The organism is Delftia sp. WSY_16 (assembly GCF_043104415.1).
Classification (GTDB): domain Bacteria; phylum Pseudomonadota; class Gammaproteobacteria; order Burkholderiales; family Burkholderiaceae_C; genus Comamonas; species Comamonas tsuruhatensis.
The window spans coordinates 269,732-283,830 of sequence record NZ_JBICKS010000003.1 but is presented as its reverse complement, the minus strand read 5'-3'; the positions used below and the strand labels follow the sequence as shown (position 1 = coordinate 283,830).

Genomic DNA, 14,099 nt, shown 5'->3' with positions numbered 1-14,099 from the left:
GGAGTGCACATGGACCACGCCACCGTTTCACTGCCCCTTGAGGCCTCGCTCGACGAGCGCGACGGCCTGTACCTGCGCCGCGCCATCGCCATGGCCGACCGCGCGCGCCAGCGCGGCAATCGCCCTTTCGGCGCACTCATCGTGGCCGCCGATGGCCGCGTGCTGGCCGAGGCCTCCAACGCCAACGGCGAGAGCGGCGACTGCACGGCCCATGCCGAGCTGTCGGCCATCCGCCTGGCCAGCCCCCTGCATGACCGCGAGGCGCTGTCCGCAGCCACCTTGTATTCATCGGCCGAGCCCTGCGTGATGTGCGCGGGCGCCATCTTCTGGTCGGCCATAGGCCGCGTGGTCTACGGCATAGACGCGGTGCGCCTGCGCGAATTCCGCGGCGAGCGCCTGGACCAGAAGGATGCCGAGCTGTCCTGCCGCGATGTGTTCGCCGCCTCGTCCCACGCCATCGAATGCATAGGCCCGGCGCTGATCGGCGAGGCCGCCGCATCGCACCAGGGCGCCTGGAAAAGCTGATCCGGCCCCGTTCCGTCCCCACCGTTTCTTTTGACCATCAGAGAGGAAGCCCACCATGCAAAAACGACTGTTCCTGCACACCGTCCTGGCCCTGTCCGCCAGCGCAGGCCTGGCAACGGCCCATACACAGGCCCACGCGGCCACGCCGCTGAAGTTCCAGCTGGACTGGCGCTTCGAGGGGCCGGCCGCCTTCTTCCTGCAGCCGGTGGCCAAGGGCTACTTCAAGGACGCGGGCCTGGATGTCACGGTCGATGCCGGCAGCGGCTCGGGCGGCGTGGTGCAGCGCGTGGCCTCGGGCGCCTATGACCTGGGCTTTGCCGACATCGCGGCGCTGATGGAATTCCAGGCCAACAACCCGGACATGCCCAACAAGCCCGTGGCCGTGATGATGGTCTACAACAACACGCCGGCCTCGGTGATGGCGCTCAAGAAAAGCGGCATCGCCAGGACGGCCGACCTCACCGGCAAGAAGCTGGGCGCGCCCGTGTTCGATGCGGGCCGCCGCGCCTTCCCGCTGTTCGCCAAGGCCAACCAGGTCGGCACCGTGCAGTGGACGGCCATGGACCCGCCGCTGCGCGAGACCATGCTGGTGCGCGGCGACGTGGATGCCATCACGGGCTTCACCTTCACCTCGCTGCTGAACCTGGAGGCGCGCGGCATCAAGGCCGCCGACGTGGTGGTCATGCCCTATGCGGACTTCGGCGTGAAGCTGTACGGCAACGCCATCATCGCCAGCCCGAAGCTGATCAAGGAGAACCCGGCCGCCATCAAGGCCTTCCTGCAGGCCTTCGCCAAGGGGGCCAAGGAAGTCATCGCCAACCCGGGCGCGGCCATTGCCTACGTGAAGGAGCGCGACGGCATCGTCAACACCCAGCTGGAGACGCGCCGCCTGCAACTGGCCATCGACACCGTGGTCAACAGCGCCGACGCGCGTGCCGAGGGCTTTGGCCAGGTCGTGCCCACACGGCTGTCGCTGATGGCGTCGCAGGTCTCCGATGTCTACGCCACCAAGACGCGCGTGAACCCGGCCGAGGTCTGGAACGGCAGCTTCCTGCCGTCTGCGGCCGAGCTGAACATCCTGCCCAAGAAGTAACGACAAAGTGATTGACACCGTGCGCGTGCGCCAGCGGGTGGCGTGCACGGCCCTTGCCTGCTGCCTGACATGAATTCCTCCACATCCCACGGCGATGACGACGCCTTCTTCGTCGAGTTCCGCGACGTCTGGCTTGCCTACAACGAGGAGCTGCTGCGCGCCAACCACTTCGCGGTCGAGGCCATCGACCTGCAGGTGCGGCGCGGCGAGTTCATCGCCATCGTCGGCCCCTCGGGCTGCGGCAAGTCCACCTTCATGAAGCTGACCACGGGGCTGAAGATGCCCTCCATGGGCCGCGTCATGGTCAACGGCGAGCGTGTGACCGGGCCGCTGAAGATCTCGGGCATGGCCTTCCAGGCGCCGTCGCTGCTGCCCTGGCGCACCACGGTGGACAACGTGCTGCTGCCGCTGGAGATCGTGGAGCCGCACCGCTCGCAGTTCCGCCAAAAGCGCAAGGAGTACGAGGCGCGTGCGCGCGCCCTGCTGCAGAAGGTGGGCCTGGGCGGCTACGAGGACAAGTACCCCTGGCAGCTGTCGGGCGGCATGCAGCAGCGCGCCAGCATCTGCCGCGCGCTGATCCACGAGCCCCAGATGCTGCTGCTGGACGAGCCCTTCGGCGCGCTGGACGCCTTCACGCGCGAGGAGCTGTGGTGCGTGCTGCGCGACCTGCAGGCCGAGCAGCGCTTCAACGTCATCCTGGTCACGCACGACCTGCGCGAAAGCGTCTTCCTGGCCGACACCGTGTACGTGATGAGCAAGAGCCCGGGCCGCTTCGTGGTGCGCCGCGACATCGAGCTGCCGCGCCCGCGCGAGCTGGAGCTGACCTACACGCGCGAATTCACCGACATCGTGCACGAGCTGCGCGGCCACATCGGCGCCATGCGCAAGACCGGCGCGGCCATCCAACAATAGAACGGGGGAGATTCACATGCACAAGAAATACGCGGAACGCTGGGCGCCCTGGGTGCTGCTGCTGGCGGTCATCCTGCTGTGGCAGGTCATCTGCTCGGCCTTCGAGGTCTCGGAATTCATCTTCCCCAGCCCCTGGGCCATCGGCCGGCAGCTGGCCGAGTTCAGCGGCATCATCGCCGCCCACGCCTGGCGCACCTACTGGGTGACGATGGCGGGCTTTGGCATCGCCATCGTGGTGGGCGTGCTGCTGGGCTTTCTGATCGGCTCCTCGCGCCTGGCCTATGCGGCGTTCTATCCGCTGATGACCGCCTTCAACGCACTGCCCAAGGCGGCCTTCGTGCCCATCCTGGTGGTCTGGTTCGGCATCGGCGCGGGGCCGGCCATCCTCACGGCCTTCCTGATCAGCTTCTTTCCCATCATGGTCAACATCGCCACCGGCCTGGCCACGCTGGAGCCCGAGCTGGAGGATGTGCTGCGCGTGCTGGGCGCCCGGCGCTGGGACGTGCTGATCAAGGTCGGCCTGCCGCGCTCCATGCCCTACTTCTACGGCTCGCTGAAGGTGGCGATCACCCTGGCCTTCGTGGGCACCACGGTCAGCGAGATGACGGCGGCCAACGAAGGCATCGGCTACCTGCTGGTGTCGGCCGGCTCGTCCATGCAGATGGGCCTGGCCTTTGCCGGCCTGATCGTGGTGGGCGCCATGGCCATGGTGATGTACGAGCTGTTCAGCGCCATCGAAAAGCGCACCACGGGCTGGGCCCGGCGCGGCTCGCAGGGCGAGTGAAGGAGAATCCGGCCATGACGCCCGCACCCGCGACGACACCTTCCATGACGCCCCTGACCGACGAACAGGCGGCCCGCCAGCTGCGCCGCGCAGGCGCCGTGGCCGAGCGGGCCATGGCCATGGGCCGCCATCCCTTTGGCGCGCTGCTGCTGGCGCCCGACGGCGAGACCGTGCTGGCCGAGCAGGGCAACATCGACACGGTGAACCATGCCGAGTCCACGCTGGCGCGCACGGCGGCCGCCAACTATCCGGGCGCCTACCTGGCGCAGTGCACCCTGGTCACCACCTTCGAGCCCTGCGCCATGTGCGCCGGAACCATCTACTGGGCCGGCATAGGCCGCGTGCTCTACGGCGCCGAGGAAACGGCGCTGCTGGCGCTGACGGGCGACCATCCCGAAAATCCCACGCTGTCCCTGCCCTGCCGCGAGGTCTTCGCGCGCGGGCAGCGCAGCGTGCAGGTCGTGGGGCCCGTGCCTGCGCTGCAGGAGGAGATGCTGGCGCCGCACCGGGGCTTCTGGCAACAGGGCTGAGCCGCCTGCGCGGGCGGCTCAACTGCGGCAGCCGGCCAGCGCGTCCAGGGGCTTCTGGTAGGTGGGGCTGGTCACGTCCAGCAGGCCCAGGGTGGTGTGGTAGAGGTTGTCGTGCGACAGCGGCGCGTCCAGCTGGCCGCGCACGCAGCGTTCGGACACGCCGGTGCGCTCGCCCAGGTTGCCCAGCCAGGCAATCATGGGAATGTGCTTTTGCTCGTCGGGCGCCATGGCGTAGGGCATGCCGTGCAGGTAGATGCCCATCTCGCCCAGCGACTCGCCGTGGTCGGACATGTAGACCATGCCGGTCTGGTAGCGCGATTGCTGGCGCGTCAGCCAGTCGATGGTCTGCGACAGGAAATGGTCGTTGTAGCGGATGGAGTTGTCGTAGACATTGACCACCTGCTCGCGCGTGCAGCTGGACAGCGCATTGGTCAGGCATTCGGGCTGGAAGACCTTGGTCTCCGGCGTGGAGCGCTTGTAGTAGGCCGGCCCGTGGCTGCCCATCTGGTGCATGACCAGCACCACGCCGCGCTCGCGGCGCTCGCGCGGCAGCGCGGCGATGCGTTCGTCGATGCCGCTGAGCAGGATGCCGTCCAGGCATTCTCCATCGCTGGAGCACAGCGCCTTGCCGTCGGGCGTGTCCAGGCGGTCGGCCGTGCTGGCGTTGGGAATGCGTTCGCACACGCCCTTGCAGCCGGCCTGGTTGTCCACCCACAGCACGGCCAGGCCGGCGCTGTACAGCACGTCCACGAGGTTGTCGTAGTCCACCTTGCTCTTGTAGAAGCCCGTGCGGCCCAGGTGCGAGAACATGCAGGGCACGGATTCGCGCGTGCTGGTGCCGCAGGAGGTCACGTTGCTCCAGTTGAGCACCTGGCGCCTGGCCAGCTCGGGCGTGGTGTCGCGCGCATAGCCGTTCAGGCCCCAGTTGGCGGCGCGCGCCGTCTCGCCCACGACGATGACGAACAGCGGCGGCTTGCGCTCGGCCGCATAGGTGGCGCCCAGCGTGGCGCCGGCCGCAATGCTGGCAAACGGGCGCTTGGGCCGCAGGATGGGCTTGAGCACCGCATCCAGCGAGGCCAGCACCGGGCTGACCGGATTGAGCATGTGGCGCATCCACAGGTTGTTGCGGACCACGGGCGCCAGCTCGCGGTACGAGACAAAGACCGAGGCCGCCAGCAGCAGCACCGAGGCGGCCAGCAGCGCCAGCGTGCGCAGCACGGTCTGCATGCCGCGGCGCGGGCGGATGACGCGCAGCCGCAGCAGCCAGGCCGTGGGCAGGCCGGCCACCAGCAGCAGCTGCAGCAGCAGCTGGGGGTTGAACAGGTCGCTGCTCTCGCGCAGGTCGGTCTGCAGGATGTTGTTGATCATGCCGCCGTCCATCACCGTGCCGTAGGCGGTCATGAAGTACTGGGCCGCGCCGGCAATCCAGGGCAGGGCAATCCACAGCGGCTTCATGCCGCGCGGCCAGGCCGTCAGCGACAGCAGCAGCAGCAGGCCGCCCAGGCCCAGGGGCAGCAGCCGCAGCACCAGGGCGGCCAGGCTGCCGTCATAGCCTTCCAGGTGGGGCAGGCGCCGCCACAGCGCCCAGTTGGCGGTGGCCAGCAGCCACAGCGCCAGCACCAGGGCCACGGCCTGGGGCGAGCGCGGTGCGCTCCAGGCCCTGCGCAGCCGCGCCACGAGGCTGGCGGGGGCCGCCTGGGCAGGCTGGGCAGAAGATGGGGCCGGGGCTTGGCCGGTGCCGGAGGAGCCGGCAAAGGGGGGGCGGGCGAGCAGGCGTTCTGACATGGCCGCGAGCGTAGAATTCGCAGCTTAAGAACATCTGAACCCGACGTTCAGACTCCGTTCAGCTTGAACCCCTGCCGCCCCCCCTTGCGCCACGCTTGTTCCGTCCGTATCCGGTGCGCATCCTGATGTGCGAAGGCCCAACCTCCCATGCGAATCCTGCTGGTCGAAGACGATGAGGCCCTGGCCCAGGCGGTGGGCAGCTATCTGCGCTCCAAGGCCTTTCTGATCGACAGCGTGCCCTCGCTGGCCCAGGCGCGCGCCTGCCTGGCCGGTGCCAGCTACGCGGCCGTGCTGCTGGACCTGCACCTGGCCGACGGTGACGGCCTGGCGCTCATGCCCACGCTGCGCCGGCTGGCGCAGCCTCCCGTCACCATCGTGCTGACGGCCCGCGACCAGGTCAGCGATCGCATCCGCGGGCTGGACGCGGGGGCCGACGACTATCTGGTCAAGCCCTACGACCCCGAGGAACTGCTGGCCCGCCTGCGCGCCGTGAGCCGGCGCGGCGGTGGCATGCAGGCCGGGCAGGACGCCGTGCTGCGCATGGGCACGCTGGAGATCGACCTGGCCCGTGAAATGGTGCGCGACGCCGGCCGCACCCTGCTGCTCACGCCCAAGGAATGGGCGCTGCTGCGCGTGCTCACGGCCCAGCCGCAGCGTGTGCACGCGCGCGAGCATCTGCTCGATGCGCTTTACGGCTTCGATGCCGAGGCCGACAGCAACACGCTGGAAGTGTTCATCAGCCGGCTGCGCCGCAAGCTCGGGCGCGACCGCATCCTGACCGTGCGCGGCACCGGCTACCGCCTGGCCCTCGAGCATGGATGAGCCGCAGCGCTACAGCCTGGCGCTGCCGCCCCGTCTGGCCGACCAGCTGGCCCGCGAGCTGACACTGGCCCTGGCCGCCGTCTGGCTGGCCTGCGTGCTGGCGCTGGCCTGGTATGTCAGCCACATCGTGCACCACAACTTCGACCAGGAAATGATCGACAGCGGCCACCGCCTGCTGGAGGTGGCCGTGCACCAGCTGGAACAGGAAGACCACTCGCGCGAGGGCGTGCAGCGTCCGCATGTGGCCTCGCAGCCGGGCGACGAGGCCGAGGATCTGGTCTACCAGCTGCAGGACGGCCGCGGCAACGTGCTGCTGCGCACCCAGGCCGCCCCCGTGGCGGCCTTTGCCGTGCCCATGCGCGAGGGCTTCTACGAGCGCGAGGGCTGGCGCATCTATGTGGTGGCCCATCCCCGGCAGCCGCTGTTCCTGATGCTGGCCGATCCCATGGTCGAGCGCAGCGAGGCGCTGCAGCGGGCGCTGCTGGCGCTGGGCTCGGTGATGGTGGTCATGCTCGCCCTCATGGGCTGGGCGCTGCGCGTGACCGCGCGGCGGCGCCTGCGCGTGCTGCGCGACATGCAGCTGCAGCTGAGCGAGCGCGGCGGCTCCAACCTGGAGCCGCTGGACCTGGACGCCATGCCGCGCGAGCTGTGGCGGCTGGGCCGGGGCATCAACCACCTGATGCAGCGCCTGTCGCATGCGCTGCAGGTGGAGCGCTCCATGGCCGCCAATGCGGCCCACGAGCTGCGCACGCCGCTGGCCGTGGCCACGCTGCGCCTGCAGACGGCCCTGGACCGTGGCGTGGACAACGCCGACGTGCGGGCCGCGCACGAGGCGCTGGAGCGGCTGAGCCAGCGCACGGAAAAGCTGCTGCAGCTGTCGCGCGCGGCCTCGGGCTCGGCGCTGGCGCAGGACGATGTGCGGCTGGACACGCTGGCCAGCATGGTGGCCTCCGAGTTCTGGCAGCAGGACGAATCCACCCAGCTGCGGCTGGATGTGGTGCTGCCCGAGCAGCCCTGCGGGCCGGTGGCGGGCGACGTGGACACGCTGGCCATTGCCTTGCGCAACCTGGTGGAGAACGCGCTGCGCTACAGCGATGGCTCGGAGGTGCTGCTCGAAGTCTGCGACAGCCATACCGTCCAGGTGCGCGACGAGGGGCCGGGCATGGACGCCGTGGCGCTGGGCACCGCGCGCGAGCGCCATGTGCGCCATGTGGACGATCTGCGCCTGCCCCAGGGCGCCGTGCGCGAACTGGCATCGCCGGGCTATGGCCTGGGCCTGTCCATCGTGTCCATGATCGTGGCCCAGCACGGCGGCAGCCTGCAGCTGCAGTCGCCACCGCCTGGCAGCTCCAGCGGCCTGCTGGCACGCATTCAGTTGCCGGGGCGCGATCCGTCCGCGGATCCCGACGCCCCGGCCTGAGCCGGGGCGCAGGCAGACGGCAGGGGCGCATCGGCCGGCATGTGCCTGCACAGCCTGGCGTTGCGCTGCGCTGCGGGCAGGGCGGCCAGCTGCCGCACCTCGGCATAGAAACGCTGCCAGCCCTGGATTGCCTCGTTGCCGGGCTGGGCCTGGGCCGGAGCTTGGGTCTTTGCTTGGGCCTGGGCCTGGTGCCACAGCGCGGTGAAGGCCGGCACCCAGTCGTCATAGGCGGCCAGCGCGCCGAAGCTGGCGTTGTTGGCATCGGCCACCCATTGGTCCAGCCGGGCCTGGTGGCGTTCGTAGAACTGGCGCTGCGCGTCGGTGGTCAGCAAGGCTGCATCGGCGCTGCGCCATTGCGCACGCAGCGCAGCGTAGTCGCTGCGCAGCTGCTGGTAGATCTGCGCCTTGGCCTGCTGCATGGCGGGGCCGCGCTGCTGCGGGTCCTGGTACAGCTGCTGCAGCGCCTGGCGCGTGCGCCCGGTCAGTGCCCGCCACTGCGTACGCCGCAGCTGGCTGGACTCCCAGCGCGCGCGGGCGGCTGGGCCGGCCTCGGTGGCCAGCCACAGCGTTGCGCCCAGGCGCTCCACGGTGGTGGCAAAGGATTCGTTGAAGGCGGTATCGCCGGCCACGTAGACCACCTGGTGGGCCAGCTCATGGAACAGCAGGCCGGCGAACTCGCCCTCGCCCCAGCCCACGAAGGTGTTGAGCAGCGGATCGCCCCCCAGCCAGTTCAGGTAGCCCAGCGTGGAATAGGCGGGCACGCCGTAGCTGCCGGACTCCAGGCCCTGGTCGGCCAGCAGCCGGGCCTGGGCCACGGCGTCTGCCTCGGAAAAGTAGCCCCGGTAGCCCACGCAGCCGGCCACGGGAAAGCACCAGCGGTGCAGCTCCAGGCTGTCGGGCGGCGCGGCCACCACGTTCCACACGGCAAAGGGCCGCTGCAGATCGGCGTAGCGGCGGTAGCTGGCGTTGTCGGGCAGGCCCAGCCGTTGCACGGCGAAGCTGCGCATGCGCTGGGCCGCAAGCAGGCGCTCGCGCAGCGCGGGTGCCAGGTTGTCGTCCTGCAGCCAGTCGTCAATGGGGCGGCTGGCCTGCAGCAGGTGTATCTGGCCGCGCAGGCTTTGCCAGTAATAGCCCAGGCCGTCGCCGCCGGCCCCCGTGCTGGCACAGCCGCCCAGCAGCAGGCCTATGCCCGCCAAAATCGCGGGCAGGCCGCGCCTGACTACACTCAAGCCTTCACGCACCCTTGGCCCCCTTGCTGCTTTCATGGACTTCTTCACGCTGGCGATCATTGTCTTCATCGCAATCTACCTTCTCAAGACGCAGGAGCAGCGCCGGCATACCCTGCTGCTGGCCCAGTATCTGGGGCGTTTCCAGATAGAGAAGCTGATGGGCGGCCTGATCGAAGGCTATCTGCGCGCCCTGGGCGAGAACGACGAGCAGCGCCGCGCCCAGATCTGGACCGTGCTGGACAACACCGAAACCAGCCTGGTCGAGCAGTTCCAGCGCTTTGCCAAGGAAATGGCCTCGGCCGATCCGCAGCTCACGCGCGTGAGCACGCTGCCCGTGGCGCTGCCCTATCTGGACCGGCTGTTCCCGTCGTCCGGCTTCGATCTGCGCGAAGCCATGCAGCTGCATGCGCGCGGCATTGCCTCCGTGCGCGTGGCCGACAGCGCCACCGAGGAAGAACGCCGTGCGCGCGCCTTCATGATGACGGCCGAGCTGTTGCTCATGCAGTACACCTGTCATTGGTTTTGCAAATCGCGCGCCGTGGCATCCCTGCGGCTGGTCGCACGGCACAAGACGCCCTTCGAGCAAGTGCTTGCTTCGGTGAGTGACCAGACACGGCGCGACTACAGGCAGCTGATCGCCTGATCGCCACCTCTGTGGCGGGGCGCCATGCCCCGCCATGCACAGCCCAGGCTGCGATTGACGCAGTGCGGCTTGCTGTCAAAAATGAACGCCATGACACAAGTGCTGAGCTCCATCGAGGCGCGGCTGGCGTCTCTCCCTGTTCCCGTGGCCGTGATCCTGCCGTCCGGCCAGCGCGCCGGTCCTGCGGATGCGCAGGTGGTGCTGCATTTCCAGTCCATGGCGGCCATGGCCAGCCTGGCGGCCGGGCAGATAGGGACACTGGGCAGTGCCATCGTGGAGGGGCTGGTACGCATCGATGGCCGCATGCGCGACGTGATGGCGGTGGCCGCCAGCCTGCTGCAATCCGATCCGGTGCGCGGCACATCGCACTGGTGGGTGCATGCCATGGCCCGCATGCGCTCCATGGCCGCGCACACGCTGGCGCGCGACGCCCAGCAGATCCAGTTCCACTACGACATCTCCGACGACTTCTACGGCCTGTGGCTGGACCCGCGCCGCGTCTATTCCTGCGCCTACTTCCGCGATCCGCAGATGACGCTGGCCCAGGCCCAGGAGGCCAAGCTCGACCACATCTGCCGCAAGCTGGACCTGCGGCCCGGCGAGCGTTTCCTGGACATCGGCGCGGGCTGGGGCGCGCTGCTGCTGTGGGCGGCCGAGCATTACGGCGTCACGGCCACGGGCATCACGCTCTCGCACAACCAGCACCGCCATGTGCAGCAGCTGATTGCCGAGCGCGGCCTGCAGGGCAGGGTGGACATGCAACTGCTGGACTACCGCGCGCTGGCGCCCGGCCAGCCCTTCGACAAGATAGGCTCGGTGGGCATGTTCGAGCATGTGGGCCAGGCCCAGCTGCCCGAGTACTTCCAGACCGTGCACCGCCTGCTGCGCCCGGGCGGCATGGCGCTGATCCACGGCATCACCGCGGGCGGCGTGGACAACACCCAGCTGGGCGCGGGCATGGGCGAGTTCATCGACCGCTACATCTTCCCCGGCGGCGAGCTGATGCATGTGAGCCGCGTGCTGCACGACATGGGCCACAGCGGGCTGGAAATGGTGGACACGGAGAACCTGCGGCCCCACTACGCACGCACGCTGTGGAACTGGTCCGACGCACTGGAAGCCCAGCTGCCGCAGGCGCAGCGTATCCTTGAGCAGCATGCCGATGCCGAAGGTGCCGCCAAGGTGCTGCGCGCCTACCGGCTCTATCTGGCGGGTTGCGCCATGGGCTTCGAGCGCGGCTGGATCGCCCTGCACCAGATGCTGTGCACGCATCCCGACGGACGGCTGCAGTCGGGGTCCATGGTGGGAGCCCAATCGGACTATGCTTTCAACCGCGAGTACATGTACCGCTGAGTGCATGACACGCCACACAGAAAAAGGATAGCCATGCTCTACAAGTTCAAGTCCCGTGCCACGGCCGACGTCATCATGCTCGAATCCAACGGCCGCCAGGTCCTGGAGATCGTCGGCAAGACGCCCGGCGCCAGCGGCATCATCACCGTCCAGCAGATCCCGGCCGCCATCGATGCGCTGGAAGCCGCCGTGGCCGATGACGATGCCCGCCGCAAGGCCAACCAGGAAGAGGATGCGCAGGATGGCGACCAGGACAATGCCGCACCGGGCGCACGCGATGCCGTCAGCCTGCGCCAGCGCGCTGCGCCCATGATCGACATGCTGCGCCGCAGCGCCGCCGAGAACAGCGACGTCACCTGGTAAGCCGGCGGCCCCCGCTGGCCCGTCAGGCGTTGATGCCCTTCATGCCTTCCTCCGTATAGCGCCGCCCGGCCACGGGCAGCTCGTCGCTGGCGCGCCGCAGCTCGTCCAGCTCGCCGGGCGTCAGTGTCACGGACAGCGCGCCCAGGTTGTCCTGCAGATGGGCGATGCGCCGGGTGCCCGGAATGGGCACCACGTCAGGCCCCTGGGCCAGCAGCCAGGCCAGGGCGATCTGCGCGGGCGTGCTGCCCTTGCGCTGCGCCAGGGCCGATACGGCGCCCACCAGGGCCTGGTTGGTGTCGATGTTGCCGGGCTGAAAGCGCGGCAGGTTGGCGCGGAAATCGCCCTGCTCGAAGGCCGTGCCGCCATGAAAGCGTCCCGTGAGAAAGCCGCGCCCCAGCGGCGAATAGGCCACCAGCCCCACGCCCAGCTCGCGGCAGGCGGGCAGCACCTCGTCCTCCACCTCGCGCGTCCACAGCGAATACTCGGTCTGCACCGCCGCCACCGGGTGCACGGCATGGGCGCGGCGCAGCGTGGCCGCGCTGACTTCGCACAGACCGATGCGGGCGATCTTGCCCTCCTGCACCAGCTGCGCCAGGCCTTGCATGGTCTCTTCGATGGGGCGCGTGGCATCGACGCGGTGCACGTAGTACAGGTCGATGCGCTCCACGCCCAGGCGGCGCAGCGAATCCTCGCAGCTTTGCCGTGCGTACTGTGCGCTGTTGTCGATGCTGCGCCGGTACTCGCCGGCCTTGCGCACGATGCCGAACTTGGTGGCGATCTTCACGCGCGGCCGGCGCGAGGCCAGGAAGCGGCCGATCAGCTCCTCGTTGTGGTGCGGCCCGTAGACATCGGCCGTGTCCAGGAAATCGATGCCGGACTCCACGGCATGGTCCAGCGCCTGCAGCGCCAGGGCGTCGTCGCGCGGACCATAGAACTCGCTCATGCCCATGCAGCCCAGGCCCAGGGCGGATACCTGCAGATCGTGGCCAAGTGTGCGTTGTTGCATTGCATATCCTCTTGCTGAAACAAGGGGCCAGTATGGTTTTCCGGGGTGGGCTTGCCTACTGAGAAAATCGCGCTTCGATCTTCCATTTCCGGAAAACATTTCCGCAAAGGCTCTCCGCAAGGGCTTTCCAGGAAAACCAAGGAGCACTTCATTGCAGTGGGACGACGCCCGCATCTTCCTGGCCATTGCCCGCGCCGGCAGCCTGAGCGGCGCCTCGGCCGCGCTGGGGCTGGGCGTGGCCACGGTCTCGCGCCGGCTGGACCGGCTGGAGTCCGCGCTGGCCATGCCGCTGTTCAGCCGCCACCAGAGCGGCTATCGGCTCACGGCCGACGGCCAGGCGCTGCTGGCCCCGGCCGAGACGCTGGAGCAGGCGGCCCAGGCCCTGGGCGATGCAGCGCACAGCCAGGCACAGGTGGCGGGCGTGGTGCGGCTGGCCACGGCGGAGAACCTGGCCAACCCGCTGATCGTGCCCTCGCTGGCGCAGTTGTTCGCGCGCCATCCGGGGCTGCGCGTGCAGCTGGTCAGCGGCGTGCAGACGCTGAACCTGCACCGGCGCGATGCCGACCTGGCCGTGCGCATGACCCAGCCCGAGGCCGGCCACGTCACGATCCGGCGCCTGGGAACGCTGGGTTTCGGCTTGTACGGATCGGCCGGCCATGTTGCTGGCCGCGCTGGCCGAAGCGGCTCGGACCCCTTCGAAGGCGACGCCTTCATCGGCTGGGACGACAGCCATGCCCACCTGCCCGCCGCACGCTGGATGGCGCGCGCCCTGCGCGGGCGTCCCTGCCGGCTGGAGACCAACACCCTGTCCGCGCAGCTGGCCGCGGCCCAGGCGGGCCTGGGCCTGGCCGTGCTGCCGCATTTCCTGGCGCGGCAGGCGGGGCTGGTCTGCGTGGAGCCGCAGCTGGGCGCCGATCAGCCCATCTGGCTTGCCATGCATGCCGACCTTGCCCATTCGCGGCGGGTGCGGGCCGTGGCGGACCACCTCATTGAACTGTTCGAGCGGCGGCATGCCGAACTCGAAGGCCCGGCCTGAGCCGCAGCAGGGGCCGCGCGCCGTGTTAAACACGCACGCAGATTGCGAGAAAGAAAGGACTTCCATGCACCGCCTCCGTCATTCCTCCCGATTCCTGCCCTGGCTGGGCGCGCTGGCCGCCACGCTGGCGCTGGCCGCCTGCGCCGACAGGCCCAAGGCGCCCACCGGCCCGCAGGCACCTCCGGGAGCGGCGGCGGCCGTGTATTCGCTGCTGTTTCTGGACAACGCCTCCAACCTCGGCCCCAAGGCGGCGGCCTACTGCATAGGCAACGGCCGGGGCTGGGCGCTGCTGGACCCCGATGCCGGCACGCTGGCCCTGCTCAGCGGCCAGAGCCAGGTGCGGCCGGCTTCGGCCTGCGACGTGGGCAAGGGCGGCGAGCAGGTGCTGGACCGGGCCAGCGGCCGGCCGGCGCTGATGTTCGGCGTCGAGCTTGTGCACTGCACGGCCTCGGGATCGCAATGCCTGATGCGCGGCAGCTACTACGAAGGTCCCGGCAACACGCAGAGCAACCTCTACAACGCAAGCCAGCGCGGCGGCAGCTGGCAGGCCGTGATGGCGCTGCGCGGGCCGGCGCCCTGAACCCTGCATCGCCGCTGT

The 14,099-nt window shown here is 69.4% G+C and carries 15 protein-coding genes; 12 read left to right on the top strand and 3 right to left on the bottom strand.

Features of this window, described 5'->3' with window-relative positions:
• The first annotated feature begins 9 nt into the window (after window positions 1–9).
• From ACF8O7_RS02100 to ACF8O7_RS02080, 5 genes are all read left to right on the top strand, one after another.
• Window positions 10–525, top strand: coding sequence for a nucleoside deaminase (locus ACF8O7_RS02100; protein ID WP_012203068.1), 516 nt, complete (start codon window positions 10–12; stop codon window positions 523–525).
• Between the two features lie 55 nt (window positions 526–580).
• Complete coding sequence (locus ACF8O7_RS02095; protein WP_017406666.1) at window positions 581–1,618, top strand: ABC transporter substrate-binding protein; 1,038 nt, start codon at window positions 581–583, stop codon at window positions 1,616–1,618.
• A gap of 69 nt (window positions 1,619–1,687) precedes the next feature.
• A complete protein-coding gene (locus ACF8O7_RS02090) occupies window positions 1,688–2,530 on the top strand; it encodes an ABC transporter ATP-binding protein (protein WP_017406667.1) in 843 nt (280 codons plus the stop codon).
• A gap of 16 nt (window positions 2,531–2,546) precedes the next feature.
• A complete protein-coding gene (locus ACF8O7_RS02085; RefSeq protein ID WP_012203071.1) occupies window positions 2,547–3,314 on the top strand; it encodes an ABC transporter permease in 768 nt (255 codons plus the stop codon).
• 14 nt (window positions 3,315–3,328) lie between these two features.
• Window positions 3,329–3,844 carry a nucleoside deaminase gene (locus tag ACF8O7_RS02080; RefSeq protein WP_126311247.1) on the top strand — a complete coding sequence of 172 codons (516 nt, stop codon included), beginning with the start codon at window positions 3,329–3,331 and terminating at the stop codon, window positions 3,842–3,844.
• A gap of 18 nt (window positions 3,845–3,862) precedes the next feature.
• Here ACF8O7_RS02080 and ACF8O7_RS02075 read toward each other — a convergent pair whose 3' ends face one another.
• Window positions 3,863–5,629 carry a phosphoethanolamine transferase gene (locus tag ACF8O7_RS02075; RefSeq protein WP_126311248.1) on the bottom strand — a complete coding sequence of 589 codons (1,767 nt, stop codon included), beginning with the start codon at window positions 5,627–5,629 and terminating at the stop codon, window positions 3,863–3,865.
• 147 nt (window positions 5,630–5,776) lie between these two features.
• On the opposite strand from ACF8O7_RS02075, the gene ACF8O7_RS02070 reads away from it, so the two are divergent.
• Together ACF8O7_RS02070 and ACF8O7_RS02065 are read left to right on the top strand one after the other, a co-directional pair.
• The gene (locus tag ACF8O7_RS02070; protein WP_016446608.1) at window positions 5,777–6,451 is read left to right on the top strand and encodes a response regulator transcription factor; all 675 of its coding nucleotides are present in this window, start codon (window positions 5,777–5,779) and stop codon (window positions 6,449–6,451) included.
• A complete protein-coding gene (locus ACF8O7_RS02065; RefSeq protein WP_017406669.1) occupies window positions 6,444–7,871 on the top strand; it encodes an ATP-binding protein in 1,428 nt (475 codons plus the stop codon). The genes ACF8O7_RS02070 and ACF8O7_RS02065 overlap by 8 nt, the downstream gene beginning before the upstream one ends.
• Here ACF8O7_RS02065 and ACF8O7_RS02060 read toward each other — a convergent pair.
• Complete coding sequence (locus tag ACF8O7_RS02060) at window positions 7,823–9,112, bottom strand: aminopeptidase (RefSeq protein WP_034368213.1); 1,290 nt, start codon at window positions 9,110–9,112, stop codon at window positions 7,823–7,825. The two genes, ACF8O7_RS02065 and ACF8O7_RS02060, sit on opposite strands and share 49 nt — an antisense overlap.
• Window positions 9,113–9,134: 22 nt before the next feature.
• Between ACF8O7_RS02060 and ACF8O7_RS02055 the strand changes: the two genes are divergently transcribed.
• Genes ACF8O7_RS02055 through ACF8O7_RS02045 form a run of 3 tightly spaced genes read left to right on the top strand, consistent with a single transcriptional unit; the run spans window position 9,135 to window position 11,459 of the window.
• Window positions 9,135–9,743, top strand: a complete 609-nt coding sequence (locus ACF8O7_RS02055) for a hypothetical protein (RefSeq protein WP_016446605.1) — start codon at window positions 9,135–9,137, stop codon at window positions 9,741–9,743.
• A 24-nt stretch (window positions 9,744–9,767) separates the two neighbouring features.
• Window positions 9,768–11,096, top strand: coding sequence for a class I SAM-dependent methyltransferase (locus tag ACF8O7_RS02050; RefSeq protein ID WP_016446604.1), 1,329 nt, complete (start codon window positions 9,768–9,770; stop codon window positions 11,094–11,096).
• A 33-nt stretch (window positions 11,097–11,129) separates the two neighbouring features.
• Window positions 11,130–11,459: a DUF1840 domain-containing protein gene (locus ACF8O7_RS02045; protein ID WP_016446603.1), complete on the top strand. Its 330-nt coding sequence runs from the start codon at window positions 11,130–11,132 to the stop codon at window positions 11,457–11,459.
• Between the two features lie 22 nt (window positions 11,460–11,481).
• Here ACF8O7_RS02045 and ACF8O7_RS02040 read toward each other — a convergent pair whose 3' ends face one another.
• Window positions 11,482–12,465: an aldo/keto reductase gene (locus tag ACF8O7_RS02040; protein ID WP_126311249.1), complete on the bottom strand. Its 984-nt coding sequence runs from the start codon at window positions 12,463–12,465 to the stop codon at window positions 11,482–11,484.
• Window positions 12,466–12,616: 151 nt separating this feature from the next.
• Here ACF8O7_RS02040 and ACF8O7_RS02035 point away from each other — a divergent pair, with 151 nt between their 5' ends.
• Window positions 12,617–13,501: a LysR family transcriptional regulator gene (locus ACF8O7_RS02035; protein ID WP_047218497.1), complete on the top strand. Its 885-nt coding sequence runs from the start codon at window positions 12,617–12,619 to the stop codon at window positions 13,499–13,501.
• A gap of 64 nt (window positions 13,502–13,565) precedes the next feature.
• Entirely contained in the window at window positions 13,566–14,081 is a 516-nt protein-coding gene (locus tag ACF8O7_RS02030; protein WP_016446600.1) for a hypothetical protein, read from the top strand.
• Window positions 14,082–14,099: the final 18 nt, after the last annotated feature.

Excerpts from the sequence above, each read along its gene's own strand:
- ACF8O7_RS02100 (WP_012203068.1), top strand. The coding sequence starts at position 10 with ATGGACCACGCCACCGTTTCACTGCCCCTTGAGGCCTCGCTCGACGAG.
- ACF8O7_RS02095 (WP_017406666.1), top strand. The coding sequence starts at position 581 with ATGCAAAAACGACTGTTCCTGCACACCGTCCTGGCCCTGTCCGCCAGC.
- ACF8O7_RS02090 (WP_017406667.1), top strand. The coding sequence starts at position 1,688 with ATGAATTCCTCCACATCCCACGGCGATGACGACGCCTTCTTCGTCGAG.
- ACF8O7_RS02085 (WP_012203071.1), top strand. The coding sequence starts at position 2,547 with ATGCACAAGAAATACGCGGAACGCTGGGCGCCCTGGGTGCTGCTGCTG.
- ACF8O7_RS02080 (WP_126311247.1), top strand. The coding sequence starts at position 3,329 with ATGACGCCCGCACCCGCGACGACACCTTCCATGACGCCCCTGACCGAC.
- ACF8O7_RS02075 (WP_126311248.1), bottom strand. The coding sequence starts at position 5,629 with ATGTCAGAACGCCTGCTCGCCCGCCCCCCCTTTGCCGGCTCCTCCGGC.
- ACF8O7_RS02070 (WP_016446608.1), top strand. The coding sequence starts at position 5,777 with ATGCGAATCCTGCTGGTCGAAGACGATGAGGCCCTGGCCCAGGCGGTG.
- ACF8O7_RS02065 (WP_017406669.1), top strand. The coding sequence starts at position 6,444 with ATGGATGAGCCGCAGCGCTACAGCCTGGCGCTGCCGCCCCGTCTGGCC.
- ACF8O7_RS02055 (WP_016446605.1), top strand. The coding sequence starts at position 9,135 with ATGGACTTCTTCACGCTGGCGATCATTGTCTTCATCGCAATCTACCTT.
- ACF8O7_RS02050 (WP_016446604.1), top strand. The coding sequence starts at position 9,768 with ATGCCCCGCCATGCACAGCCCAGGCTGCGATTGACGCAGTGCGGCTTG.
- ACF8O7_RS02045 (WP_016446603.1), top strand. The coding sequence starts at position 11,130 with ATGCTCTACAAGTTCAAGTCCCGTGCCACGGCCGACGTCATCATGCTC.
- ACF8O7_RS02040 (WP_126311249.1), bottom strand. The coding sequence starts at position 12,465 with ATGCAACAACGCACACTTGGCCACGATCTGCAGGTATCCGCCCTGGGC.
- ACF8O7_RS02030 (WP_016446600.1), top strand. The coding sequence starts at position 13,566 with ATGCACCGCCTCCGTCATTCCTCCCGATTCCTGCCCTGGCTGGGCGCG.